This window comes from Pseudarthrobacter sp. 902506025 (assembly GCF_040702325.1).
Classification (GTDB): Bacteria; Actinomycetota; Actinomycetes; order Actinomycetales; family Micrococcaceae; genus Arthrobacter.
The window spans coordinates 170,531-194,976 of the sequence record NZ_JBFBKW010000008.1 but is presented as its reverse complement, the minus strand read 5'-3'; the positions used below and the strand labels follow the sequence as shown (position 1 = coordinate 194,976).

Genomic DNA, 24,446 nt, shown 5'->3' with positions numbered 1-24,446 from the left:
CGAAGGAGGTAACCCGTGACTGTTGACCGCACCGTTGATGCCGTATCCGCCAGCGCACAGCCCGGCCCTACCCGCACTACTGACGCCCCCGCCCTTGAATTCCGCCCCGGCCGCTGGATCGCCAACTGGGATGCCGAGAACAAGGAACAGTGGGAGGCCGCAGGCCGGGCCATCGCCCGCCGCAACCTGAACTGGTCCATCTTCGCCGAGTTCCTCGGCTTCGTCGTCTGGCAGCTGTGGTCCATCGTCGTGGTCCAGCTTCCCGCCGCAGGCTTCACCTTCTCCACCTCGGAAATATTCTGGCTCATCTCCATGCCAAGCCTGGTCGGTGCCACCCTCCGCATCCCCTACACCTTCATGGTCCCCCGCTTCGGCGGCCGCAACTGGACCATCGTCTCCGCCCTGCTGCTCCTGATCCCCTCCACCGGGCTGGCCCTCTGCGTCTCCAACCCGGACACACCGTTCGGTGTCATGCTCCTGGTGGCTGCCCTCGCCGGGTTCGGCGGCGGCAACTTCGCCAGCTCGATGGCCAACATCACGTTCTTCTACCCGGCCAGGGAAAAGGGCTGGGCGCTGGGACTGAACGCCGCGGGCGGAAACCTGGGGGCCGCCGTCGCACAGCTTGCCGTTCCCATCGTCATCACCCTGCTTGCCGCGGGCACCGTCAACCTTCCCCTGGCGGGCTGGATGTGGGTCCCCTTCATCCTGCTGGCCGCATTCGGCGCCTTCAAGTACATGAACAACCTCACCAGCGCCAAGGGTGACGTGGCCGGCTCGGTCGCTGCACTGAAGGAACCGCACCTGTGGATCATGGCGCTGCTGTACATCGGCACCTTCGGCTCCTTCATCGGCTTCGCCGGCGTGTTCCCCAAGCTGATCAAGGACTACTTCCCCGCGTTCTCCTCCATTGGAGTGGGAACCGTGGCCCTGTCCCTGGCCTTCCTCGGCCCCCTGGTGGGTTCGCTGGCCCGTCCCTACGGCGGCCGCATGGCGGACCGCATGGGCGGGGCCCGGATGACCGTGTCCGCCTTCGCCGCGATGGCCGTGATCACGCTGACCATGATCTGGACCCTGCCGCTGAAGAACTTCCTGCTCTTCCTGGTCCTCTTCCTGATGCTGTTCACCGCCAGCGGCTTCGGCAACGGGGCCACGTACCGGATGATTCCGGTCATCTTCGCCACCTCCAGCCGGGCTGCCCGCAACGGTGCAAACCCGGTGGCCACCCAGCGGCTCGCGTCCTCCGCCCTCGGCCTGATCTCCGCGATCGGCGCTTACGGCGGCTTCGTGATCCCCCAGGTGCTCAATGCCTCCAGCACCGCCAGCGGCTCCTACACCCCGGCCTTCTACGGATTCGTCGGCGCCTACGTCCTGATGCTGGTGGTCTGCTGGACCTGCTACATCCGCAACGCCGGCCGGAACGCGATGGGACACGTCTAACATGACCAAAAGCGCCGACACGCACTGCCCTTACTGCGCCCTGCAGTGCGCCATGACGCTCACGTCCCCGGCGGACCTGGCCCCGGCTTCGCAGCCGGGGCCAGGCCCCGCTCCTGCACCTGCCGGCTCCAAGGCATCCCCCGTCCTGGACGTGGCCGGCCGGGACTTCCCCACCAACCGCGGCGGCCTGTGCCGCAAGGGCTGGACCTCGGCCACGCTCCTGAACCACGCGGGCAGGATCACCGAGCCCCTGCTCAAAGGTGCTGACGGCATCCACCGTCCCATTGGCTGGGACCAGGCCCTGGACCTCGCCGCTGCGGCAGTGAAGGACGCCCGCGCCCGGTACGGCGCGGACGCCGTCGGCGTCTTCGGCGGCGGCGGCCTCACCAATGAAAAGGCCTACCAGCTGGGCAAGTTTGCCCGGCTGGCGCTGGGCACCTCCCGGATCGACTACAACGGCAGGTTCTGCATGTCCTCCGCGGCCGCAGCGGGAATGCGCGCCTTCGGCGTGGACCGCGGGCTGCCGTTCCCGCTCGAGGCCCTGGACACCGCCAGCACCATCCTGATGCTCGGCTCCAACGTTGCCGAGACCATGCCGCCGTTCGTCCAGCACCTGCAGGGAGCCCGCGACGCCGGCGGGCTGGTTGTGGTGGATCCCCGCCGCTCCGCCACCGCGGCCTTCACGGCCGACGGCGCCGGCCTCCACCTCCAGCCCCTTCCCGGCACCGACCTCACCCTGCTGCTGGGCCTTTCGCACGTGGTCATCCACGAGGACCTGGTGGACACCGCCTACCTCCAGGAGCGCACCTCGGGCTACAACGCCGTCGTCCGCAGCGTGAACGCCTTCTGGCCTGAACGCGTCCAGTCCATCACCGGCGTCCCCGCGGACCTGATCCGCGAAACCGCCAGAATGCTTGCCGCAGGCGCCCGCAGGGGCGGCAGCTACATCCTCACCGGCCGCGGCGTGGAACAGCACGTGGACGGCACGGACACCGCCACCGCGGCCATCAACCTCAGCCTCCTGCTGGGCCTGCCCGGCTCCGCCCGCAGCGGCTACGGCACCCTCACCGGCCAAGGCAACGGCCAGGGCGGCCGCGAGCACGGCCAGAAGGCCGACCAGCTGCCCGGCTACCGCAAGATCACCGACCCCGCCGCCCGCGCGCACGTCGCCGCGGTCTGGGGCATCCCCGAGGAACTCATCCCCGGCCCCGGCCTGCCCGCCGTCCAGCTGCTGAAATCATTGGGACAGCCCGACGGCGTCCGGTGCCTTTTTGTCCACGCCTCAAACATCGCGGTGGCGGCACCTGACGCCAACGCCGTGATCGAGGGGCTGCGGAGCCTGGACTTCCTGGTGGTCTGCGACTTCTTCCTGTCCGAGACCGCTGCGGAGGCGGACCTGATCCTTCCCGTCCTCCAGTGGGCGGAGGAGGAAGGCACCCTGACCAACCTGGAAGGCCGCGTCCTGCGCCGCCGCCGTGCCATCTCCCCTCCCGCCGGCGCCCGTAGCGAACTCTGGATCATGGCCCGCCTGGCCGAGCGCCTGGACGCCCCCTCCACCTACAGCGACGATCCGGAAACCGTCTTCGAGGAACTCCGCCTGGCTTCCGCGGGCGGCCTGGCCGACTACTCCGGCATCGACTACGCCATGCTGGACCGCGGCGAGGCCGCCTACTGGCCGTACCCGGCCGGCAGCACCGGAACGCCCCGGCTGTTCCGGGACGGCTTCGCCCACCCCGACGGCAAGGCGGTCATGGTCCCGGTGGCGCCGCGCCGCCGCCGGACTCCCGCGGTTGAAGCCGCCGGGCACGCAGCAGGCCCCGCCGGCACAGCCATGACCCTCATCACCGGCCGCCTCCTGGAGCACTACCAGTCCGGCGCCCAGACCCGCCGGGTCGCCGAGCTCGCCGCCGCCCAGCCGGAGGCCAGGATGCAGATCCACCCGGCGGCGGCCGACGCCATAGGCATCGCCGCCGGAACACTGGTGTCGGTGTCCAACGGGCGCGGCGAGGTGGTGTGCCGGGCCGAGCACAGCACCGCCATCCGCCCGGAAACGGTGTTCCTGCCCTTCCACTTTCCCGGGGCTGAGAGCGCCAACCGGCTGACGGAAGCGGCGACGGATCCGGTCTCCGGGATGCCCGAGTTCAAGTTCAACACCGTTTGGGTCCGGCCCGTGGCCGCGCCCGAATCCGCCCGCATGCTTCAAACGACGGAGGCCTCATGAGCGAGCAGATTGTCATTGTGGGATTCGGCCCCGTGGCCGCCCGGCTGGTGGACGAGCTCCTGCCCGCCGTGCGCAGCGGACACGCCAGGCTCACAGTGGTGGGCCAGGAAGCCGAGGCCGCCTACAACCGCGTCCTGGTGGCCGATCTCGGCGTCGGCCGGACCACCGCTGACGCCCTTGCCCTCGCCGACAGCGCCGAGCTGGTTGCCGAGGGAGTGGATGTCCGGCTGGGCGTCCGGGTTAAGCGCGTGGACCGGGCGCGGCAGCAGGTGGCCCTGTCCGACGGCGCGTCCGTGCACTACGACCGGCTGGTGTTTGCCACGGGATCCCGGCCGGTGATTCCCAACCTCACCGGCATCAATCCGGACCCGTCTTCCCCCGTGCTGCCTGCCGGAGTCACGGCACTGCGGGACCTGCGCGACGCGGAAGTCCTGCGGCAGGCGGTGAACGGCGGCAAGCGCGTGGTGGTCCTGGGCGGCGGCGTCCTGGGCCTGGAGACGGCGCTGGCGGCCGCGGAGGAAGGCGCCACGGTCACTGTGGTCCACAACGGCCCGCACCCGCTTGGCCGCAGCATCGACCGCGGCGGCGGGGCGGTCCTGGCTGCCGGGCTGCGCCGCTGCGGCGTCCGGGTGGCCGGCAACGCCCGGTCCACCGGCGTTGAGCACAACGCGCCCGACGGCGGGTTTTCGGCTCTGCTGCTGGACGACGGATCAGCGATCGACGGCGACCTCCTGGTCATCTCCTGCGGCGTGCGTCCCCGGACGGAGCTGGCCGAAGGCTGCGGCCTCTCCACCGGCACCGGCATCCTGGTGGACCACCGGCTGCGGGCGCACCACGAGCCGCACATCTTTGCCATGGGCGACTGCGCCGAGGTCCGCTGCCCGGATCCCGGCTGCGCAGCCTGCCGCAACGCCAAGGGGCCCTCCGGCCTGGTGGGTCCTGGATGGCGGCAGGCCGAATGGCTGGCCGGCTACCTCACCCTGCTGGCCGAGGGGTCGGAAGCGGACGCCGAAGTGCTCCCCGCGCTGCCGCCGGAACAGCCCGGCGTCGTGGTCCTGAAAGCCCGTGGCATGAACATGGCCGTGGCCGGGGACAACGCCGCCGAGCCGTGGGACGAGGAAGCACTCACGGCCGGAGCGGTCAACGGAAGGCCGCGCCTGCAGGTGTCGCAGTGGGCCGATCCCGAGCACGGCCGGTACGTCAAGATGACCACCCGGGGCGGTGTGCTGGAAGGCCTGGTGGCGGTGGGCATGCCCCGGACCGCGGCCGAACTCGTGGGGCTTTTTGAACGGGGCGCCGAGCTGCCCGCCGACCGGTCACTGCTCCTGCGCCTGGATGGACCGGACCAGCTGCCCGGGGGCGGGGCTGCCGACCCCGCTGGCACCGTGTGCCGGTGTGCGGGGGTCAGCGGGGCGGCCATCACTGCCGCCGTAACTGGCGGCTGCTCGACCGTGGCGGACGTTTCCAAGGCCACCCGCGCCGGAACCGGCTGCGGCGGCTGCCATGAGGACATCAAGGGGCTCATCGAACAGCACTTCCAGGCGGCAGCGGCCTAGCGGCTGCGGGGCTTTGGCCCCTTGGCGCCGGGATTCCCCAGGGCTTGAATGGTCACAGGATTCCACCGGCCGCAGGAGGCACCCATGTCCTTCCCTCTCATTCTGGCGTTCATCGCGGTGGTGCTCGCCGCCGCGGCCGGAGTACTCCTTGTCCGGGAGAAGGATCCGCAGCGCCGGGCCCGTGCACTGGTGAAGATGGGCGCGGTGGTCATGACGGTCTTCACCGCGGCGGCCGTGGCCTTCATTGGCGGCTACGCCATGGATCAGCCCGGCGGCATGACGGGGCTGATGATGACCTTGTCCTGGTTTGCTCCCATGGTGGTCCTTGCGGCCCTCGCCTGGTTCCGGCCAGCCGGGGCCTCTCCCCTCCTGGCGGCGCTGGCCGTGCTTCTCGTCGCGGCCTGCGTGTGGTTCGCCCTCGATCCCGCGACGTCCCGCAGCCTCCAGGATTCGAACGGGCCGGTAGTGGCCATCGGCGTCGTCGCCCTGGCGTTCCCGGCCGCTGTCCTGGGACTTAAACGGTCAGGCCCGGCCGGCTGGCTGCTGTGTGCCATTGGCACGCTGCCGCTGCTGATCACGGTTCTTGGCCGGTCGGGGCCTGCGGCCTCCCTGGCCGCCGCCAGCGCGGTTCCGCTGATAACCGGCATTACCTACCTGGTAGCCGCGCGGCTGGCACGGCGGGACCCGGCCGCCCGCAATAGGCTCCCGGCCTCGGCATAAGCTTCCGCACGGATACCGCTGCCTTTTCCTGTCCAAGCCCTTGACGGCGGCGTCCGCACAGCATGTGATGGACGGGACTGACCCGCGCTCCCATCCTCCGGGCCGGACGCCGGACGTCCGGACCAACGAAAGGACCACCTATGTCCCTGCTCGACTCCGCCCTCTGGGAAGGCAAGATCTACCTCAACGGTTGGCGGGCGGGCGGCGGCGGGACCGGCAGCAGCATGGAACCGGCCACCGGTGAGCAGCTGGGCAGCTATGGCGTGGCTTCCGTGGCGGACGTCCGCGAAGCAGCAACCGCCGCCGCGAAGGCACAGAAGGAATGGGCCGCCCGCAACCCCGAGGACAGGGCTGCGGTACTGCGCCGCGCCGGGCAGCTCTGGGAGGAGCACGCAGCCGAGGTCCAGGACTGGATCGTGCGCGAATCAGGTGGGATTCCGCCCAAGGCAGGGCTGGAAACACATATCGCCGCCAACGAATGCTACGACGCCTCGGCGCTGCCCTCACTCCCTGCCGGGGACGTCCTCACGTCCAACGAAAACCGCTGGTCCTTTGCCCGGCGCCGTCCGGTGGGCGTCGTCTCCGTCATCGCGCCGTTCAACTTCCCGCTGATCCTTTCCATCCGCGCCGTGGCCCCTGCCCTGGCATTGGGTAACGCCGTGCTGCTCAAGCCGGACCCGCGGACCGCGGTCTGCGGCGGCGTGAGCGTGGTGCGCATCTTCGAGGAGGCCGGGCTTCCGCACGGCCTGCTCTCCCTGCTGCCCGGCGGCGCGGACATCGGAGCCGCCGTCGTCGAAGCCCCCGAGGTCCGCGTGATCGCCTTCACGGGATCGACGGCGGCCGGCCGGAAGATCGGCGAAACGGCGGGCCGGCTGCTCAAGCGTGCCCACCTGGAACTGGGCGGCAACAATGCGCTCATCGTGCTCCCCGGCGCCGACCTGGCCAAGGCGGCCTCCGCGGCGGCGTTCGGCTCGTTCATGCACCAGGGCCAGATCTGCATGGCTGCCGGACGCCACATCGTGCATGAGGACATCTACGACGACTACGTTGCCGCCTTGTCGGAGAAGGCGGCCCACCTGCCCGTGGGAGATCCCAAGAGCGGCACCGTGGCGCTGGGTCCAGTGATCGACGAGCGCCAGCTGCAGCGGGTGGACGGGATCGTCCAGGACGCGGTCCAGGCGGGCGCCCGGCTCGCCGCCGGGGGAACCCACGACGGCCGGTTCTACCAGCCCGCCGTGCTGGTTGACCTGGACACTGACAGTCCTGCCTGGAAGGACGAAATCTTCGGCCCCGTGGCCCCGGTGATGAAGTTCTCCACCGTGGATGAGGCTGTGGCGCTGGCCAACGACAATGAGTACGGCCTGTCCATCGGGATCCTGGGCGACGTCGGACTGGCCATGACCATCGCCGACCGGCTCGACTCCGGGAAGGTCCACATCAACGAACAGACCGTCTCCGATGAAGCGAACTCCCCGTTCGGCGGAACAAAGAACTCCGGCAACGGCTCGCGGATCGGCGGCCACCACGCCAACATGGAGTCGTTCACCGAGATCCAGTGGCTCACCATGCGACCGGACATCGCCCCGTACCCGTTCTAGGCCCGTTGTCGCAACCTGGCCAGGTCCACGAACTGGCCCTCCACTGGCTGTACTGCAGTTCCATAAGCGTCTCCCTGCGTCGACGCAGGTACAGGAACGGCCGGGAACTTCAAGGAAATTCCCGGCCGCGCCTGGTTCGAGTCTAAGCAGGGGCCCCGGAGGGGTCCAGCCCGCGCTTGCCCGGGGAAAGCCTTACATGTGGACGTGCAGGCGGCGGGCTGCCTCGGAGATGGATCCGGTGAGCGACGGGTACACCGTAAACGTGCTGGCGACGTCGTCCACGTGCAGCTTCTGCTTGACCGCGATGGAAATGGGGAAGATCAGCTCCGAGGCGTTGGGTCCGACCACCACGCCGCCGATCACCGTGCCGGAGCCCTTCCGGGCGAAGATCTTCACGAACCCGTCCTTGGCGTTGCGCATCTTGGCGCGGGCGTTGCTGCGCAGGGAGAGCTTGATGACGTCGGCCTGGTACTTGCCCGACTCGATCTCGGCTTCGGAGACGCCCACGTTCGCGATTTCCGGTGAGGTGAAGATGTTGGAGGCCACCTGGTGGAGCTTGAGCGGGGTGACGCCGTCGCCCATGAAGTGCGCCACCGCGATCCGGCCCTGCATGGCGGCCACGGAGGCCAGCGGCAGGACGCCGGTGCAGTCACCGGCGGCGTAAATGTTCGGGGCCGTGGTCCGGGAGACGCCGTCGACCTTGATGTGGCCGCTTTCGCTCACGGCCACGCCGGCCTCCTCAAGGCCAATCCCCGCAGTGTTGGGGATGGAGCCAAGGCACAGGAGGCAGTGGCTGCCCGTCACCTTGGTGCCGTCGGAAAGCGTGACCACCACGCCGTCGTCCGTGCGTTCCACGGTCTGGGCACGGGAGCGGGACAGGACCCGCACACCGCGGCGTTCAAAGACTTCCTCCAGGACCACTGCGGCGTCAACGTCTGAGCCGGGCAGCACGCGGTCACGGCTGGAGACCAGGGTGACCTTGGAACCCAGGCCGTTGTAGGCGGACGCGAATTCGGCGCCGGTGACGCCGGACCCCACCACAATGAGCTCCTCGGGCAGCTCGTCGAGGTTGTAGATCTGCGTCCAGTTCAGGATCCGTTCGCCGTCCGGGCGGGCCGTTTCCAGCTCGCGGGGGTGCGCGCCTACCGCCAGCAGGATGGTGTCGGCTTCGACGGTTTCGGTGCCGTCCACGGTCAGGACTTCGATCCGGTGGCTGTCCAGGAGCCGGCCGGAGCCTTCGATGATGCGCACGCCCTGTTTCTCCAGGCCGTCGCGGATGTCCCGGGACTGGTTGCGGGCCAGGTTAAGGAGGCGGTCGTTGATGTGCTTGAGGTCGGCGCGCATGACCGGGACGAAGTCGCCGCCGTCGACGTCGAACTTCACCCCCAGCTCGCCGGCTTCCGCGACGCGGGTCATGAGGTCGGCCGTGGCAATGAGGGTCTTGGAGGGGACTACGTCGGTCAGCACCGCGGATCCACCGAGCCCGGCACGTTCGATGACGGTAACGGTCGCCCCCAAAGAGGCGGCCACCATGGCAGCTTCGTATCCGCCGGGACCACCTCCCAGGATTGCGATCCGGGGGGAACTGAAATCTGGATGCGTAGTCACAGTCATCCATTCTCTCCCATTTACGGCCCGACCACCAAGAAATCAGGGTGCTTTCCGGGCCTGCCGTGACCGGGGCAACATGGGCGGCAGGATAACTTGTACTGGTGAGTACAACAGACTTCCTGAACACGGACCCGTTCGCCGCCGCCCGCGCCGCCGCGGACTACATTGCGGAAGAAACCGGAGTGGACCGCCATGACACCGCCCTGGTTCTCGGTTCCGGGTGGGGCGAGGCCGCAGACCTGATCGGCGAGACCACCGCCACGCTGTCCGCCGAGGAAGTTCCCGGCTTCCACGCCCCCGCCGTGGAAGGCCACGTTGGCACCATCCGCTCCGTGCTGACCACGTCCGGCAAGCGCGCCCTGGTCCTGGGCGCGCGCACCCACTACTACGAGGGCAGGGGCGTCCGCGCCGTGGTGCACGGCATCCGGACCGCTGCGGCTGCCGGATGCAGCACCCTCGTCCTCACCAACGGCTGCGGCGGCCTCAACGAGGACTGGGCCCCCGGCACCCCGGTACTGATCCGGGACCACATCAACCTCACCGCCGCCTCCCCGCTGGAAGGCGCTACGTTCGTGGACCTGACGGACCTGTATTCGCCGCGAATCCGCGGGCTGGCCCGGGAAGTGGACCCCACCCTGGACGAGGGCGTGTACGCACAGTTCCCCGGCCCGCACTATGAGACCCCGGCGGAGGTGCAGTATGCCAAGCGGATCGGCGCGGACCTCATCGGGATGTCGACGGCGCTTGAGGCCATCGCAGGCCGTCATGCTGGCATGGAGGTGTTCGGCATTTCGCTGGTCACCAACCTTGCGGCAGGCATCAGCCCCCAGCCGCTCAGCCACCAGGAAGTCATCGAGTCCGGCCAGGCAGCGGGCCCGCGCATTTCCAGGCTGCTGGCTGACATCATCGCCCGGCTCTAACGGGTCAGGCGCCCGGGGTGCGCCACGTGGGCGGGCAATGACGATAGCGTTATGCCCATGACGTCTTCCGATGCCGAACTTCGCCTGCTCACCGAAGCCCGCGAATGGGCTGCCCAAGACCCGGATCCCGCAACGGAGGCGTCGCTCCTCGAGCTGGTCCGCCTCGTGGAGGATGGCGATCCCGCGGCCCGGCAGGAACTGGAAGACAGCTTCCGCGGCACACTGCAGTTCGGCACTGCGGGACTGCGGGCCGCGCTGGGCCCCGGCCCAAACCGGATGAACCGAGTGGTGGTGCGGCGGGCTGCAGCGGGACTCGCGGCGTTCCTGGTGGAGGCCGTGGCCAAGGCGGAGGCCGGCACCCGGCCGCGTGCCGTCGTCGGCTATGACGCCCGGTACAACTCGGATATTTTCGCCGCGGAAACGGCGGCGATCTTCACCGCGGCCGGCATCGAGACCTTCCTGCTGCCGGCAGCCCTCCCCACTCCCCTGCTGGCCTACGCTGTCCGCGCCCTGGAGTGCGACGGCGGCGTCATGGTCACCGCCAGCCACAACCCGCCGCAGGACAACGGGTACAAGGTGTACCTGGGGCGGCACGCGGTAACGGCAGAGGGCGACGGCGCCCAGATCGTGGCGCCGTACGATGCCGAAATCGCCGCGCACATAAGCGCCGTGGGGCCGCTGGAGTCAATAGCGCTGGCAGGGGACGGATGGACCGTCCTGGACGGCTCCATCGCCGCCGAGTACCAGCGGGCGACGGCGGCACTCGCCATGCCGGAGCGCTTTCCGGCCCGCGATCTTCGGATTGTCCTGACGCCGCTGCACGGCGTCGGAGGCGGGACGGCGCTGGAAGTGCTCAAGGCGGCAGGTTTCACGGATGTCACCGTGGTGGCCGAGCAGGCCGATCCGGACCCCGATTTCCCCACCGTCAGTTTCCCCAACCCGGAGGAACCCGGCGCACTGGACCTTGCCCTGGAGGCAGCGGCGCGGCTGGACGCCGACCTGGTCATCGCCAATGACCCCGACGCCGACAGGGCTGCCGTGGCGGCCAAGGACCCCGACACCGGCGCGTGGCGCATGCTCCGCGGGGACGAAGTGGGGTCCCTGCTGGGCGCCCACATGGTGGCCCGGCTCGCGGACGGCGACTCCCTTGCGGAGGCTGACGGCCGCCGTGTGTTCGCCAATTCGATTGTGTCCTCCCGCCTGCTGGCCCGCATCGCCGCCGCCGCCGGACTCGACCATGAGGAAACGCTGACCGGATTCAAGTGGATTTCGCGGGTGCCCGGGCTGGTCTACGGGTATGAGGAGGCGCTGGGCTACTGCGTGGCGCCGGAGCAGGTGAAGGACAAGGACGGCATTTCCGCCGCAGTCCTGATTGCCGAACTCGCTGCCACCGCCAAGGCCGCGGGCAAGACGGTCTTCGACACCCTGGACGAGCTGTACCTCCAGCACGGCCTGCATGCCAGTGACCAGCTGAGCATCAGGGTTGCGGACCTGGGACTGCTGGACGCCATGATGAACCGCCTCAGGGTTTCCCCGCCGGAGTCGTTCGGGCAGTCAGCGGTGGAGGTGTTCACGGACCTGGCCGAAGGCAGCGCGCAGTTGCCGCCCACGGAGGGCCTGCTTTACATCACCCGGAACCTGACCCGCGTGATCATCCGGCCCAGCGGCACCGAGCCCAAACTCAAGTGCTACCTGGAAGTCATCCACCAGGTGGGCTCCGCCGCGGAACTGCCGGCGGCACGCCAGGCGGCACGCGCCTCGCTGGATGAAGTCCTCCACGACGTGAGCGAGGCGCTGGGACTTTAACCGGGGAAAGGGCGTGCCTCTTCGGCGCGCCCTTACCCTGCGGAAAATCCTAGAGCTCCACCTCGACGAAGCCGTCCCTGACACGGGTGCTGAACGCTGTCAGCCGCAGGCCCGGAGTGGTGAAGCATTCACCGGTCTCCAGATCGTAGACCTCCTTGTGCAGCGGCGAGGCGATCGTGGGGCGGGTGCCCCTGGAGCCGAGGATACCGCGGGCCATGACGTGGGCTCCGGTGGCGGGGTCCTCATGCGCCACGGCGAAGACTTCGCTGGGGCCGGTGCGGAACAGTGCCACCTGGCGGCCTGCCACCAGGGCGGCCTCGCCCCATGCCGGTTCGAGGTCATCCACCATGCAGACACGGTGCCAGCCGGTCCCGAACCCGGCGGTGTCTGATTCGGCGGCGAGCGCCCCAAGTTCAAGTGTTGCCGTCATGTCCGGCTCCTTTCCCTGTGCCTGTTGTCCCTTGCATTGGCAGCTTTTGCGGCCGTGTCCCACGCTAGGGTCCGGGTGTTTCAAAGGGGTGCGGTGAATGTGTCCGGCGCGTAAAAGAGACCTAACGCGGGCGGAAATGCGTTCGTGATGCAGAAGTTAAGTTGACGAAACAATTGGGAAACTGAGGCGAAACTGCCCCTTCCTAGGCTGGATGCACAAGCTGCAGAGCACCGTCTGCGGCCCATGCGAAAGGCCCACAGTGACCGAACAGACTTCAAGCACAGAGACTCCGCGCCGCATCGTCGTCGCCGGCGGCGGCCCAGCGGCCCACCGTTTTGCGGACGCCATGCATGCCCGCGGCCTCGACGGCTGGCATGTCACGGTCCTCACCGAGGAAGCCCACCTCCCCTACGACCGGGTGGCACTTTCCAAGGCCCTCACCGATGCCGGGGTGGACCTCACCCTGGGCACCGCCTCCATGTGGGACCACGGCTCGCTGGTCCTGAAGACCGGCGAGCGCGTGGTGAAGATCAATCCGGAAACAAAGAGCGTGGAAACCGCCGCCGGCCACAGCTACGAGTACGACCAGCTGGTGGTGGCCACGGGCTCGGACGCTGTACGCCTGCCCATCCCCGGTGCTGAGCACGCCCACGTGTACCGGACGCTTGAGGACGTTTGGGCCATCAACAAGGCCATCGCCGAACTCACCGCAAAGCTCGGCCGCAAGATCAACGCGGTGACCATCGGCGGCGGACTCCTGGGCCTTGAGTCGGCCGCCGGCACCGAGCAGCTCGGCGCCACCCCCGTCGTCATCAACGGGGCTCCCTGGCTGATGAACACCCAGCTGGACGAGGGGGCGGGCCAGGCCCTGGGCCGGCTCATCGAGGCGAAAGGCTTCGAGGTCCACGGCGGTGTGTTCCCTTCCGAGATTTTGGCGGACGACGACGGCCAGGTCACCGGAGTGCTCATGGCTGACGAACGCGTCATCCCGGCAGACCTGGTGATTGTCGCCGTCGGCGTCAAACCCCGCGACGAACTCTTCCGCGCCGCCGAGGGCGAAGACCAGCTCTTCAGCCTGGGCCCCCGCGGCGGGGTGGTCATCAACGATTACTGCGCCACCGAAGTACCGGGCATCTGGGCCATCGGCGAAGTGGCCAACTTCGGCGGCATGTGCCTGGGCCTGGTGGCGCCCGCCAACACCATGGCCGAGATTGTGGCCGACCGGCTCCACGGCGGCGACGCCACCTTCCCGGGTTTCGACACGGCCACCAAGCTCAAGCTCTCAGGCGTGGACGTTGCCAGCTTCGGCGATGCCTTCGCCCGCACCGAACATGCCCTCGAAATCGTCTACGCCGACCCCGCCCGCGGCGTGTACCAGAAGATCGTGACCACCGACGACGCGAAGACCCTCCTGGGCGGCATCTTCGTGGGCGACGCCTCCCCGTACATGAGCCTGCGCCCGCTCCTGGGCCGCGAACTTCCCGCCGAGCCCGGCGCGTTCCTCAGCGCGGCCGGCGGCGGAGACGCTCCGGAAACCGAACTGCCGGACGACGCCACCCTCTGCTCCTGCAACAACGTCACCGCGGGAACCATCAGGGACACCATCAACGGCTGCGGCGCCTGCGAGGGCAACGCCCCCGTCCAGGAGCTGGGCGAGCTGAAGGGCTGCACCCGTGCCGGCACCCAGTGCGGTTCCTGCGTGCCGATGTTGAAGAAGCTGCTGGAAACTGAGCTGACCAAGTCCGGCGTCGAGGTTTCCAAGGCCCTGTGCGAGCACATCGAACTGTCCCGGCAGGAACTCTTCGACGCCATCCGTGTCCTGGGGCTGACCTCCTTCGAGGAGATCATGGCCAAGTACGGCACCGGCGCGGGCTGCGACATCTGCAAGCCCACCATTGCCAACATCCTGGCCAGCCAGAACAGCGCCTACGTGCTGGACGCCGGCCGCGGAACCCTGCAGGACACCAACGACCGTGCCCTGGCGAACATGCAGAAGGACGGCACCTACTCGGTGGTCCCCCGCATCGCCGGTGGCGAGATCACCCCGAAGAAGCTCGGAGTAATCGCCGCCGTCGCCGAAAAGTACGGCCTGTACACCAAGATCACCGGCGGCCAGCGGATCGACATGTTCGGCGCCCGGCTCGAACAGCTCCCGGAGATCTGGAAGGAACTGGTGGACGCCGGCTTTGAGTCCGGCCAGGCGTACGGCAAGAGCCTGCGCACGGTGAAGTCCTGCGTCGGTTCCACCTGGTGCCGGTTCGGCGTCCAGGACTCCGTGGCCATGGCCATCCAGCTGGAGCTGCGGTACCGCGGCCTCCGGAGCCCGCACAAGCTCAAGATGGGCGTCTCCGGCTGCGCCCGCGAATGCGCCGAGGCGCGCGGCAAGGACGTGGGCGTGATCGCCACCGCCGACGGCTGGAACCTCTATGTGGGCGGCAATGGCGGTGCCACGCCGGCGCACGCACAGCTGCTGGCCAAGGACCTGGACGACGAGACCCTGATCAAGTACATCGACCGCTACTTCATGTACTACATCCGCACCGCCGACCGCCTGCAGCGCACCGCCCGGTGGCAGGAAGAGCTCGACGGCGGCATCAAGCACGTGGAGGACGTGGTGGTCAAGGACACGCTGGGCATCGCCGCGGAGCTCGAGGCTGCCATGGCCAAGCACGTGGACACCTACGTCGACGAATGGGCCGACACCCTGAAGGACCCCGAGCGCCTGCGCCGGTTCCGCTCCTTCGTCAACGCCCCCGACCAAAAGGACGATTCCATCACCTTCGTCCCGGACGAGCGCGGCCAGATGCGCCCCGCCACTCCCGAAGAAAAGGGAAAGGTCCTGATCGGCTCCTCCATCCCGGTCCGCACCGCCACGACCACCCCTGGAAACGAGGCATAACCATGCAGCTCAGTATCGACCTCACCGGCCGGGACGTCCTGGTGACCGGCACCCCTGCTGCCGCGCGGCAGGCGGTGCGGCGGTACAAAGCCGCGGGCGCCGTCGTCCACCGCCTCACCAGCCCGCACGCCGCCCAGGGCGCCCCGCTGCCGAAAGGACTGTTCCTGGTGGCCGCCGTCGAGGACGGACAGCCCGGCTGGGCCGGCCTCCTGGACCGCTGCCGGGACGCAGGCATTCCCGTCGCTGCCGAACCTGCTGCCGGTGCCGCCGGGCACGTCACCCTGGTAGGGGGCGGGCCGGGCACCAGCGACCTCCTCACCGTGGCCGCCGTCAAGGCGCTGCGCGATGCGGACGTGGTGTTTTATGACCGCCTCGCTCCGTACCAGGAACTGCCGCTGCTGACGTCCGCGGAACTGGTGGATGTGGGGAAGAAACCGGGGCACCACAAGGTCAGCCAGTCGGATATCGAACAGCTGATGGTGGAAAGCGCGCTGGCCGGGAACAATGTGGTCCGACTCAAGGGCGGGGACCCCTACGTGTTCGGCCGCGGAGGCGAGGAAGTAGCCGCCTGCGTGGCCGCCGGCGTCCAAGTCCAGGTGGTGTCCGGCGTGACCAGCGCCATCTCGGTGCCCGCCGCTGCAGGCATCCCGGTCACCCACCGGGAAGTCAGCCACATGTTCACGGTGGTTTCCGGGCACGCCCCGCTGACGGAAAAAGAGCACCACCACCTGGCCGGCCTGGGCGGCACCATCGTGGTGCTCATGGGTATCGGAACCCTCCACCAGCTCGCCGCCGGCCTCCGCCGTGCCGGGATGCGCCCGGACATGCCCATGGCAGTGGTGGAACGCGGATACCGGCCGGGCCAGCGCACCACCATCGCCGATCTGGGCACCATCACCTCTGCCGCGGCCGGCTGCAGCAACCCGGCCGTGCTGGTGATCGGTGAGGTGGTGCGGGTGGCTGAAGCCAACCAGCAGCACGCCGCTGCCGCCGCCGACCTGGACCGGCTGGCGGCCTCGCTGCTGGGATCATGAAAGGATTGACCCCCATGACTGCACTTGCACCGGCCGAATCACCGCAGGCTGAAGAATCCACAGACGCCGCGGAGTCGCCGCTGGAGGGATTCCGCATCGGCGTCACCTCGGACCGGCGGTCCCGCGACCTCATAGAGGCCCTGGAACGGCGCGGCGCCGAAGTGCTGCACGCCCCCGCACTGAAGATCGCCCCCGTCCAGGAGGACATGCGCCTCATCGAGGACACCCGGGCCATCATCGCGGCAAAACCCGATCTCTGCATCGCCACCACCGCGTATGGCATGCGCCGCTGGTGCGAGGCAGCGGATTCCTTCGGGATCGGCGACGAGCTGCTGGAGACGCTGGGCAGCTGCCGCATGTTCGTCCGGGGACCGAAAGCCCGCGGTGCGGTGCGCGCGGCGGGCCTTGCCGACGTCGGCATCAGCAGCGACGAAACCACCTCCACCCTGGTGGACATGCTGCTCACCGAGGGCGTCCGCGGCAAAACCGTTGCCATGCAGCTGCACGGCTACACCGATGTGCGGCAAATCGAGCGCCTGCGCATGTCCGGCGCCACGGTCCTGACAGTCACGCCCTACCGCTGGGTCAAGCCCGACGGCGAGGACAGGCTTCCGCGGCTGATCGACGCCGCCTGCACCGGCAACCTGGACGTCCTGACCTTCACCAGCGCCCCCGCCGTGGACGCCATGTGGAGCACGGCCCATGAGATGGGGCTCTACAAGCAGCTGGTGGAGAGCCTGAAACTGAACGTCACCACGGCCGTGGTGGGTCCCGTCACGGCCCAGCCCCTCCTCGACGCCGGGATCACGCCGCTCATCCCGGAGCGGTTCCGGATGGGCGCCCTCATCCGGCTGGTGTGCGAGCACCTGGCACTGAACCACGTCCGGCGGCTGGAGACCCGCTCCGGGAGCATCGAGCTTCGGGGCCGGAGCCTGCGCATCGACGGCCAGCAGGTGGAACTGGCACCGGCTCCCCTGCTGCTCCTGCGTGCCCTGCTCGGCGCCGGCGGAGCGGTCCTGTCCCGCGAATCGCTGTCCGACCTGCTGGAACTGCGCGGCTCCGTCCACGCGCTGGACATGACCGTGAGCCGCCTGCGGTCCTCGCTGCCGGACGGCAAGCTGATCGAAACCGTAGTCAAGCGCGGATACCGGATCCGCGTCTAGGTGGTCGCGGCCGGGCGCCCAGCGCCCGGCGCGGCGGCTTTTGTGTCGGCGGACGGACGAATGAGAGGTGCGTCACGGGTTCTGTTACCGGCCGGTAAATACTGGCGAACACGGGCCCGTTAAACAGCAACTGAGGGGAAACACCCCGGAAAAGACGCGCGCCTACGCTGTTTTCCATCACGAAGTTCCGGCCGCTTACCGGCCGCCAGCGAAAGGGCCAGCACATGTCCGCTCCGGCACCCTCACCGTCCACCTCCACCGCAACCCGCATCGTCATTGCCGGCGCCGGCCCCGCTGCGCAGGCCCTGGTGGCGCAACTGGACCGTGCCCGGTTCGCCGGCACCATCACCGTGCTGAGCAACCGCGATGACACCCCCGGCGAACTGCTGGAGCTGGCTCTGCTCCCCCAGGTTTCCGTACGCTTTGGCCAGCCTGCCAGCCACATCGACGCGGTCAACCGCACGGTGGCAACGGCTGACGGCATGGAGTTCGCCTACGACCAGCTGGTCATCGCCACCGGCTCCGCCCCCGTGGCGAACCCGGTCGACGGGGCCGCGCAGTGCCTGAGCTATGCCACCATCGATGACGCACCGCGCATCGCGAAGGGCGTGCAGAAGGTGGCGCGGGAGCTGGGGCGGCGCCCGGTGGGGATCCTGGTCGGCACCGGAGCAGCGGCGGGACAGGCCGAAGCGGTTCTGCGGGCCAAGGGTGTGCGGCCCATCCGCACCACTGCCCGCCCTGCGGCCGTCATCCCTGCGGTCGTATCCGGTGCCTCCGCCTCCCGGGTGGCCGCGTCCGCCGTGGTCTTCGAGGATGGCAGCAGCATGACCGGTGACCTGGTTGTCCTGGCTGAGGAACGGGTCTCCCGCGATGGCCTGGCCGCCAGCGCGGGCCTGCAGACCGCAGCCGGGGGTGGCATCGTGATCAGCCGGGACTACCGCACGTCTGTTCCGGGGATCTGGGCCATCGGGGACGCGGCAGCGTTCGACGGCGTGCGGCTGGGGCTGCTGGTGGCAGCGGCTTCGGCGGCAGGCGCCTGCGCCACCCAGCTGCTGACGGCGGCAGCGGAAGCGCCGGCCCTGCAGGCGGCCTGAGCGGCCGTGCCCCGCTGCGGGCGTCCCGGGCGCTTCCGGTGCTCCCGGTGCCTCCGCGTGGGGCCTGCTGCGGTGCGGCCCGCTGTGACAAGATGGTTCCCGAAACCGAGTCAACGCCGGGCCCACAAGGCCCTCCGAGAGGACCATCATGAGCAACGAAGCCACCGTTCACGCAGGCACCGCCCACCCGGCCGGCCCCGCGGACATCGCCTCCTACATTGACCACACGCTGCTCAAGCCCGAGGCCTCGGAAGCTGACGTGCTGAAGGTCTGCGCCGAGGCGGCCGAGTACCGGTTCAAGTCGGTCTGCGTCAATCCCCTCTGGGTCAAGACCGTCACCACCGCCCTCAGGGGCTCGGGCGTCCTCACGTGCTCCGTGGTGGGCTTCCCCCTGGGGGCCACTCCCACGGACGTGAAGTCGTTCGAAGCCCGCGGCGCGGTCCTGGACGGCGCGGCGGAGGTGGATATGGTGATCAACATTGCTGCCGCCCGGGCCAACGACAAGGGCGCCCTCGTCGAGGACATCGCCGCGGTAGCCGAGACCGTGCACGCGGGCGGCGCCATCCTGAAAGTCATCATCGAAACAGCCCTCCTGACGGATGAGCAGAAGGTGCTGGCGTGCCAGGCTGCCGTGGAGGCCGGAGCCGACTTCGTGAAGACTTCCACGGGGTTCAACGGCGGGGGCGCCACCGTTGAGGACGTGGCCCTGATGCGCAGGACCGTGGGCCCGGAGGTGGGGGTCAAGGCCTCCGGTGGCGTACGGTCCCTTGCCGATGCGCAGGCTATGATTGCAGCAGGTGCAACACGAATTGGTGCCAGCTCCGGAATTGCCATCGTCAAGGGTGAACAGGGTTCAGCCGCTTACTGACCCTGGCCGGAAGCCGCCACAGATCACGCCCCGCGGGGCCGAGGAGGAACACATGTCCAGCCAGATCAACGCGTCCAGCAGGGACACGGCGTCCAACAAGGAAACCGTCCGGACCCCGCAGAACGAAAACAACCTCGCCACCAGCGTGGTCCTGTTCGTGATCTGCTTCGCCTTGTTCCTGGGCGCCATCTACTCGCTGTCCTTCCTCACCCTGGGCAACCCGTGGCCCATGGCCGTCTGCCTGGGCCTCTTCGCCCTGGCGTTCTGGCTTCCGCAGACCATCTTTGGCCGCTCCGACTCGGCCGGCGAGCACTAAAGGCCTGAACAGCAGCACAAGAAGGGACCCCGGACATTGTCCGGGGTCCCTTCTTCGTCTGTTGATAATGGTGCCCCCGGCTAGAACCAGAGCCTGATCCACGCGCCTGCGGCTGCCGCCACGCGGCCCCAGTGGTGCTGGGCAATGGCCCAGCCGGCCATGGTCATCCCCACCATGGCGTAGGCGCTCACCGGGATCAGCACCAGCCATTCCCGCTTGGAACCGGCCCGGCCCAGCAGGGGCACGGACAGGGCGCCGTTGGAGCGCCAGATGTTCCGCAGCAGGGGCAGCCGGCGGAGGATTTTCGGCGGCCGGACCACCAGCGGCCACAGCAGCGGCACTCCCCCGGTGGTGATGAGGTCTCCGACGATGTGCACCACCACCCCGATCAGCATCGACGTGGGCAGCCAGGTCCACTGTTCCGGCGCGTAGGCCGTGACCAGGCCGGCCATGACCAGCGCGAAGATCCAGTTGGAGATGAAACCGCTCTTGGGAAAGAGTTTCAGTGCCTTCGCCGCGATGTTGATCAGGAACATGCACAACAGCCCGGCGCCCACGGAGAGGCGCCCCCATCCCGTGTCCATGTGGACCTGCGATGCCAGGCCGGCCAGGAACACGAAGAACGCCGCCCCGAGGATGGAGTGCGTGCCCTGCCGGTGGCCGCCGCTGGCATTCTCAATGCCGCGCGCAATCACGTTGGACAGCGGCGGCAGCGAATGGGCCACCGTGCTGGACCGGTGGTCCCAGTCGCACACCAGTGCGGTGCCCGCGGTGGCCATGCCGCCGATCAAGATGCCGGTGGGATCCAGCGGGTACCAGCCCAGCGTGTACGGGCCGGTGGACGCAACAGCTACCCACGCCGCGGCTCCCGACGCGGCGTGGTGTCCTCCCATCAAGTGCTAACTCACCGCCAGTGGGGCATCGGAAAAGATGTTCCGGATGACGCCGTTGGCCCATTCCAGGATCTCGGCGTCCTGAAGGTCCCGGCCGCCGATCCGTGCCGTCTTGGGCTTGGGAATGAGGATGGCGTCCAGGGCCGGCTTGGACTGCGACCCGGGGTACATCCGGTTCAGCCGCATGGTCTTGGACTCCGGGAGCGATGCCGGGGAGAACTTGATGAAGTTGCCCTGCAGCGCCACGTCGGACAGGCCGGCCTCACGGGCGGCGACACGGAACCGCGCCACCTCCACCAGGTTCTGCGCGGGCAGCGGCAGCTCGCCATAGCGGTCCACCAGCTCGGCCTGGACCTCGTCGATGGCCTCGTTGGTGAGGGCTGCGGCGAGCTTGCGGTAGGCCTCCAGGCGCAGCCGTTCGCCGGGAACGTAGTCGTGCGGCAGGTGCGCGTTGACCGGCAGCTCGATCTTCATCTCCGCGGCCTTCTCTTCGGCTTCGCCGCGGAAGTCCGCCACGGCCTCACCCACCAGGCGGATGTACAGGTCGAAACCCACCCCCTGGATGTGGCCGGACTGTTCCCCGCCCAGCAGGTTGCCGGCACCGCGGATCTCCAGGTCCTTCATGGCCAGCTGCATGCCGGCACCGAGCTCGTTGTGTGCGGCGACGGCTTTGAGCCGTTCCAGCGCCACCTCGCCCAGGGGTTTCTCTGAGGGGTACAGGAAGTACGCGTAGGCTCGTTCACGGCCTCGGCCTACACGGCCGCGGAGCTGGTGCAGCTGGGACAGGCCGTACTTGTCCGCCCCGTCCACGATCAGCGTGTTTGCATTGGAGATGTCCAGGCCGGTCTCGATGATGGTGGTGCACACCAGGACGTCGAAGCGCCGTTCCCAGAAGTCCACGATGATCTGTTCCAGGCGGCTTTCGGACATCTTGCCGTGTGCCACCTCAACCCGTGCTTCCGGGACCAGTTCACGGATCTTCGCCGCGGTCCGTTCGATGGTGGACACCCGGTTGTGGACCAGGAACACCTGCCCTTCGCGCATCAGCTCGCGGCGGATGGCGGCAGAGGTCTGCTTGTCCGTGTACGGGCCAACGTAGGTCAGCACCGGGTGCCGCTCCTCCGGCGGGGTGGCCAGGGTAGAGGTTTCCCGGATGCCGGTGAGGGACATTTCCAGGGTGCGGGGAATCGGGGTGGCGCTCATGGCCAGGACGTCCACGTTGGTGCGCATCTTCTTCAGCGCTTCCTTGTGTTCCACGCCGAACCGCTGTTCCTCATCAACGATCACCAGGCCGAGGTCCTTGAACTCGAAGTCCTTGGACAGCAGCCGGTGGGTGCCGATCACCACGTCCACGGCGCCGCTCTTGACGCCCTCGGCGGTTTCCTTGGACTCCTTGGCGGACTGGAACCGGGACAGCGGCTTGACGCGCAGGGGGAAACCGGAGAACCGCTCCGTGAAGGTCTCGTAGTGCTGCTGGGCCAGCAGGGTGGTGGGCACCAGCACCGCCACCTGCTTGCCGTCCTGCACGGCTTTGAACGCAGCACGCACCGCAATTTCGGTCTTTCCGTAGCCCACGTCGCCGGACACCAGCCGGTCCATGGGGATTTCCCGCTCCATGTCCGCCTTGACCTCGTTGATGGTGGTCAGCTGGTCCGGCGTCTCCACGTACGGGAAGGCTTCCTCGAGCTCGCGCTGCCAGGGGGTGTCGGGGGCGAAGGCGTGCCCACGGGAGGCCATGCGGGCCGAGTACAGCCGGATCAGTTCACCGGCGATCTCCTTGACGGCCTTGCGGGCCTTGGACTTGGTGCTGGCCCAGTCCGCGCCGCCCATCTTGCTCAGGACCGGGGCGTCGCCGCCAACGTAGCGGGTCACCTGGTCCAGCTGGTCCGTGGGGACGAACAAGCGGTCGCCGGGGGCGCCGCGCTTGGCGGGCGCGTATTCGAGCACCAGGTATTCCCGGACGCCGTCGCCGCCGCCGGCCACCTTGCGCTGGATGAGTTCCACGAACCGGCCGATGCCGTGCTGTTCGTGGACCACGTGGTCCCCTGCCACCAGCTGCAGGGGGTCGACGGCGTTGCGCCGCTTGGAGGGCATCCGCCGCATGTCCTTGGTGGACCCGGCAGAGGTACGGCCCAGCAGGTCGGCCTCGGTGAGCAGGCCAAGTTTGAGCCCGTCCAGGACAAAGCCGCGGCCGACGGCGGCGGTGGTCACTTCGATGATGCCGGCCTGGGGCTCGTGGTCCAGGCTGTCCACCCGGGCGCAGGGGATGTCGTTTTCGTGGAAGAGTTCCGCCAGGCGCTGCGCGGGCCCCGGGCCCTCGGTAGCCACCACGATCCGCCACTGGTCGCGGACGTGGGAGCCGATGAAGTCCATCATCTCCGCAACGTCGCCCTGGTAGCCGCGGGGTTCCCGGGCGTGCAGGTTCAGGACGTCGATCTCAGGCAGCAGCTCCGCATCCTGGGCCAGCGAGGTGATGGACCACCAGGAGACCCCGTGCGCCAGGGCTGAGCCGCGGGTTTCGGCCAGCGACCGGAAGCTCGCCGAATGCAGCGCGGCCGACGCCTGTGAGCTGAGATCCAGGGGTGCGGCCCCGCCGTCGGACGCGGTGGACCACGCCGCCTCAAGGAACTCCTCGTTGGTGGCAGCGAGGTCGTGCGCACGGGTCCGCACCTTCTCGGGTTCGATCACCACGGCGATGGAATCGGCCGGCAACTGGTCCACGAAGGGAACCATCGCGTCCACCAGGACAGGTGCCAGCGATTCCATGCCTTCCACCGCGATGCCGCCGGCGATCTTCTCCAGCATGTCGGCGGCGGCCGGAAGCTGGGATTTCAGCGTAGCCGCGCGGGACATCACCGAGGGGGTGATCAGGATTTCACGGCACGGCGGGGCGTGCAGTTCGGTGGGGTGGTGGATGCCGGGGGCGGACAGCGAGCGCTGGTCAGCCACCGCGAACCAGCGCATCTGGTCCACCTCGTCGCCGAAGAACTCCACCCGGATGGGGTGGTCCTCCGTGGGCGGGAAGACGTCGATGATGCCGCCGCGGACAGCGAACTCGCCGCGGTGCGTCACCATGTCCACCCTGGCGTAGGCGGCGTCCGCCAGGCTCTTCACCACGCTGCTGAACGGAACGTCCTGGCCAACCTTGAGGGTGACGGGGACCAGGTCGCCGAGGCCGGCCACCACGGGCTGGACCACGGCGCGGACGGGCGCGACGACGACGCGCAGCCGGGCCGCCGTCGAGCTTTCCGGGTGTGCCAGGCGGCGCAGCACGGACAGCCGGCGGCCCACCGTGTCCGAACGCGGCGAAAGCCGCTCGTGCGGCAGGGTCTCCCAGCTGGGAAACTCGGCCACCGAATCGGCAGGCAGGTAGGCGCGCAGGGCTGCGGACAGATCCTCCGCCTCACGGCCGGTGGCGGTGACGGCAAGCACGACGCCCGGCTCCACGGACTGTGCTGCTGCGGCCGCGGCGAGGCCGTCCGCCATCTCCGCCAGCAGCACGGGGCGCAGGCCCGCGGGCGCACTGATCTGGTAATCCTGGCCGCGGACGGCAAAGCCACGGGCGGCCTCGGCCTGGACCCGGGCGAACGTCTGGTCCGGTTCAAGGGCGCGGCGGAGTCCGTCCAGCGTCGGGAGCGCGGCGGACTTGCCTGTGCTGGATGTGCCGGCGGCGGACTGGCCGGGAAGACTCATGGCGGAAGCTCCTGTGGTGTTCATCGAAGACAAGCAGGCAACGCGAAAACCCGAAATTCGCTGCGAATCCCGGGTTCTCCCAGCCTACCGCGCAGGAACGACATGGCGGCACGGCGCCTATCACCGCGGGAATGGATCTAGGCTGGCAATGCCGATCCATTTCCGCAGCCTTTTCGCCGGGCAGCCG

17 protein-coding genes are annotated in these 24,446 nt (G+C 68.8%); 13 read left to right on the top strand and 4 right to left on the bottom strand.

Annotation, left to right across the window (positions count from 1 at the left end):
* Window positions 1-15 precede the first annotated feature (15 nt).
* The 5 genes from AB0280_RS15435 (at window position 16) to AB0280_RS15415 (ending at window position 7,532) form a co-directional block, all read left to right on the top strand.
* The gene (locus AB0280_RS15435) at window positions 16-1,437 is read left to right on the top strand and encodes an MFS transporter (RefSeq protein ID WP_307488526.1); all 1,422 of its coding nucleotides are present in this window, start codon (window positions 16-18) and stop codon (window positions 1,435-1,437) included.
* 1 nt (window position 1,438) lies between these two features.
* Window positions 1,439-3,658 carry a molybdopterin oxidoreductase family protein gene (locus AB0280_RS15430; RefSeq protein WP_307488527.1) on the top strand — a complete coding sequence of 740 codons (2,220 nt, stop codon included), beginning with the start codon at window positions 1,439-1,441 and terminating at the stop codon, window positions 3,656-3,658.
* Entirely contained in the window at window positions 3,655-5,214 is a 1,560-nt protein-coding gene (locus AB0280_RS15425) for an FAD-dependent oxidoreductase (RefSeq protein ID WP_307488528.1), read from the top strand. Before AB0280_RS15430 ends, AB0280_RS15425 begins: the two co-directional genes overlap by 4 nt.
* Window positions 5,215-5,298: 84 nt before the next feature.
* On the top strand, window positions 5,299-5,934 hold the full coding sequence (locus tag AB0280_RS15420; RefSeq protein WP_307488529.1) for a hypothetical protein: 636 nt from the start codon (window positions 5,299-5,301) through the stop codon (window positions 5,932-5,934).
* A gap of 140 nt (window positions 5,935-6,074) precedes the next feature.
* Window positions 6,075-7,532, top strand: coding sequence for a benzaldehyde dehydrogenase (locus AB0280_RS15415; protein ID WP_307488530.1), 1,458 nt, complete (start codon window positions 6,075-6,077; stop codon window positions 7,530-7,532).
* A 192-nt stretch (window positions 7,533-7,724) separates the two neighbouring features.
* Here AB0280_RS15415 and AB0280_RS15410 read toward each other — a convergent pair whose 3' ends face one another.
* Window positions 7,725-9,140 (bottom strand): NAD(P)H-quinone dehydrogenase, encoded by a 1,416-nt coding sequence (locus tag AB0280_RS15410; RefSeq protein ID WP_224025491.1) that lies wholly within the window; start codon window positions 9,138-9,140, stop codon window positions 7,725-7,727.
* 104 nt (window positions 9,141-9,244) lie between these two features.
* On the opposite strand from AB0280_RS15410, the gene AB0280_RS15405 reads away from it, so the two are divergent.
* A complete protein-coding gene (locus AB0280_RS15405) occupies window positions 9,245-10,063 on the top strand; it encodes a purine-nucleoside phosphorylase (RefSeq protein ID WP_224025490.1) in 819 nt (272 codons plus the stop codon).
* Window positions 10,064-10,120: 57 nt separating this feature from the next.
* The gene (locus AB0280_RS15400) at window positions 10,121-11,869 is read left to right on the top strand and encodes a phospho-sugar mutase (protein WP_307488531.1); all 1,749 of its coding nucleotides are present in this window, start codon (window positions 10,121-10,123) and stop codon (window positions 11,867-11,869) included.
* Window positions 11,870-11,918: 49 nt separating this feature from the next.
* Here the strand turns inward: AB0280_RS15400 and nirD are convergent, their stop codons facing one another.
* Window positions 11,919-12,299, bottom strand: coding sequence for a nitrite reductase small subunit NirD (gene nirD / locus AB0280_RS15395; RefSeq protein WP_307488532.1), 381 nt, complete (start codon window positions 12,297-12,299; stop codon window positions 11,919-11,921).
* Window positions 12,300-12,558: 259 nt separating this feature from the next.
* On the opposite strand from nirD, the gene nirB reads away from it, so the two are divergent.
* The 6 genes from nirB to AB0280_RS15365 all read left to right on the top strand — a co-directional run bounded on the left by nirB (window position 12,559) and on the right by AB0280_RS15365 (window position 19,673).
* Window positions 12,559-15,198 carry a nitrite reductase large subunit NirB gene (gene nirB / locus AB0280_RS15390; protein ID WP_275180391.1) on the top strand — a complete coding sequence of 880 codons (2,640 nt, stop codon included), beginning with the start codon at window positions 12,559-12,561 and terminating at the stop codon, window positions 15,196-15,198.
* A gap of 2 nt (window positions 15,199-15,200) precedes the next feature.
* On the top strand, window positions 15,201-16,232 hold the full coding sequence (cobA, locus tag AB0280_RS15385; RefSeq protein WP_307488533.1) for a uroporphyrinogen-III C-methyltransferase: 1,032 nt from the start codon (window positions 15,201-15,203) through the stop codon (window positions 16,230-16,232).
* A 14-nt stretch (window positions 16,233-16,246) separates the two neighbouring features.
* Window positions 16,247-17,395 (top strand): uroporphyrinogen-III synthase, encoded by a 1,149-nt coding sequence (locus tag AB0280_RS15380; protein WP_159632480.1) that lies wholly within the window; start codon window positions 16,247-16,249, stop codon window positions 17,393-17,395.
* A 224-nt stretch (window positions 17,396-17,619) separates the two neighbouring features.
* Window positions 17,620-18,489, top strand: coding sequence for an FAD-dependent oxidoreductase (locus AB0280_RS15375; protein WP_224025486.1), 870 nt, complete (start codon window positions 17,620-17,622; stop codon window positions 18,487-18,489).
* Between the two features lie 148 nt (window positions 18,490-18,637).
* A complete protein-coding gene (gene deoC, locus AB0280_RS15370) occupies window positions 18,638-19,357 on the top strand; it encodes a deoxyribose-phosphate aldolase (protein WP_224025485.1) in 720 nt (239 codons plus the stop codon).
* A 52-nt stretch (window positions 19,358-19,409) separates the two neighbouring features.
* Window positions 19,410-19,673, top strand: a complete 264-nt coding sequence (locus AB0280_RS15365; RefSeq protein ID WP_159632483.1) for a hypothetical protein — start codon at window positions 19,410-19,412, stop codon at window positions 19,671-19,673.
* 80 nt (window positions 19,674-19,753) lie between these two features.
* Here AB0280_RS15365 and AB0280_RS15360 read toward each other — a convergent pair whose 3' ends face one another.
* Together AB0280_RS15360 and mfd are read right to left on the bottom strand one after the other, a co-directional pair.
* Window positions 19,754-20,566: a metal-dependent hydrolase gene (locus tag AB0280_RS15360; RefSeq protein WP_224025484.1), complete on the bottom strand. Its 813-nt coding sequence runs from the start codon at window positions 20,564-20,566 to the stop codon at window positions 19,754-19,756.
* A gap of 6 nt (window positions 20,567-20,572) precedes the next feature.
* Entirely contained in the window at window positions 20,573-24,259 is a 3,687-nt protein-coding gene (mfd, locus tag AB0280_RS15355) for a transcription-repair coupling factor (protein ID WP_307488534.1), read from the bottom strand.
* Window positions 24,260-24,446: the final 187 nt, after the last annotated feature.

What these genes read in the sequence shown, in the direction of transcription:
- AB0280_RS15430 (WP_307488527.1), top strand. Translation starts at nt 1,439, where the DNA reads ATGACCAAAAGCGCCGACACGCACTGCCCTTACTGCGCCCTGCAGTGC.
- AB0280_RS15425 (WP_307488528.1), top strand. Translation starts at nt 3,655, where the DNA reads ATGAGCGAGCAGATTGTCATTGTGGGATTCGGCCCCGTGGCCGCCCGG.
- AB0280_RS15420 (WP_307488529.1), top strand. Translation starts at nt 5,299, where the DNA reads ATGTCCTTCCCTCTCATTCTGGCGTTCATCGCGGTGGTGCTCGCCGCC.
- AB0280_RS15415 (WP_307488530.1), top strand. Translation starts at nt 6,075, where the DNA reads ATGTCCCTGCTCGACTCCGCCCTCTGGGAAGGCAAGATCTACCTCAAC.
- AB0280_RS15400 (WP_307488531.1), top strand. Translation starts at nt 10,121, where the DNA reads ATGACGTCTTCCGATGCCGAACTTCGCCTGCTCACCGAAGCCCGCGAA.
- nirD (WP_307488532.1), bottom strand. Translation starts at nt 12,299, where the DNA reads ATGACGGCAACACTTGAACTTGGGGCGCTCGCCGCCGAATCAGACACC.
- cobA (WP_307488533.1), top strand. Translation starts at nt 15,201, where the DNA reads ATGCAGCTCAGTATCGACCTCACCGGCCGGGACGTCCTGGTGACCGGC.
- AB0280_RS15380 (WP_159632480.1), top strand. Translation starts at nt 16,247, where the DNA reads ATGACTGCACTTGCACCGGCCGAATCACCGCAGGCTGAAGAATCCACA.
- AB0280_RS15375 (WP_224025486.1), top strand. Translation starts at nt 17,620, where the DNA reads ATGTCCGCTCCGGCACCCTCACCGTCCACCTCCACCGCAACCCGCATC.
- deoC (WP_224025485.1), top strand. Translation starts at nt 18,638, where the DNA reads ATGAGCAACGAAGCCACCGTTCACGCAGGCACCGCCCACCCGGCCGGC.
- AB0280_RS15365 (WP_159632483.1), top strand. Translation starts at nt 19,410, where the DNA reads ATGTCCAGCCAGATCAACGCGTCCAGCAGGGACACGGCGTCCAACAAG.
- AB0280_RS15360 (WP_224025484.1), bottom strand. Translation starts at nt 20,566, where the DNA reads ATGGGAGGACACCACGCCGCGTCGGGAGCCGCGGCGTGGGTAGCTGTT.
- mfd (WP_307488534.1), bottom strand. Translation starts at nt 24,259, where the DNA reads ATGAGTCTTCCCGGCCAGTCCGCCGCCGGCACATCCAGCACAGGCAAG.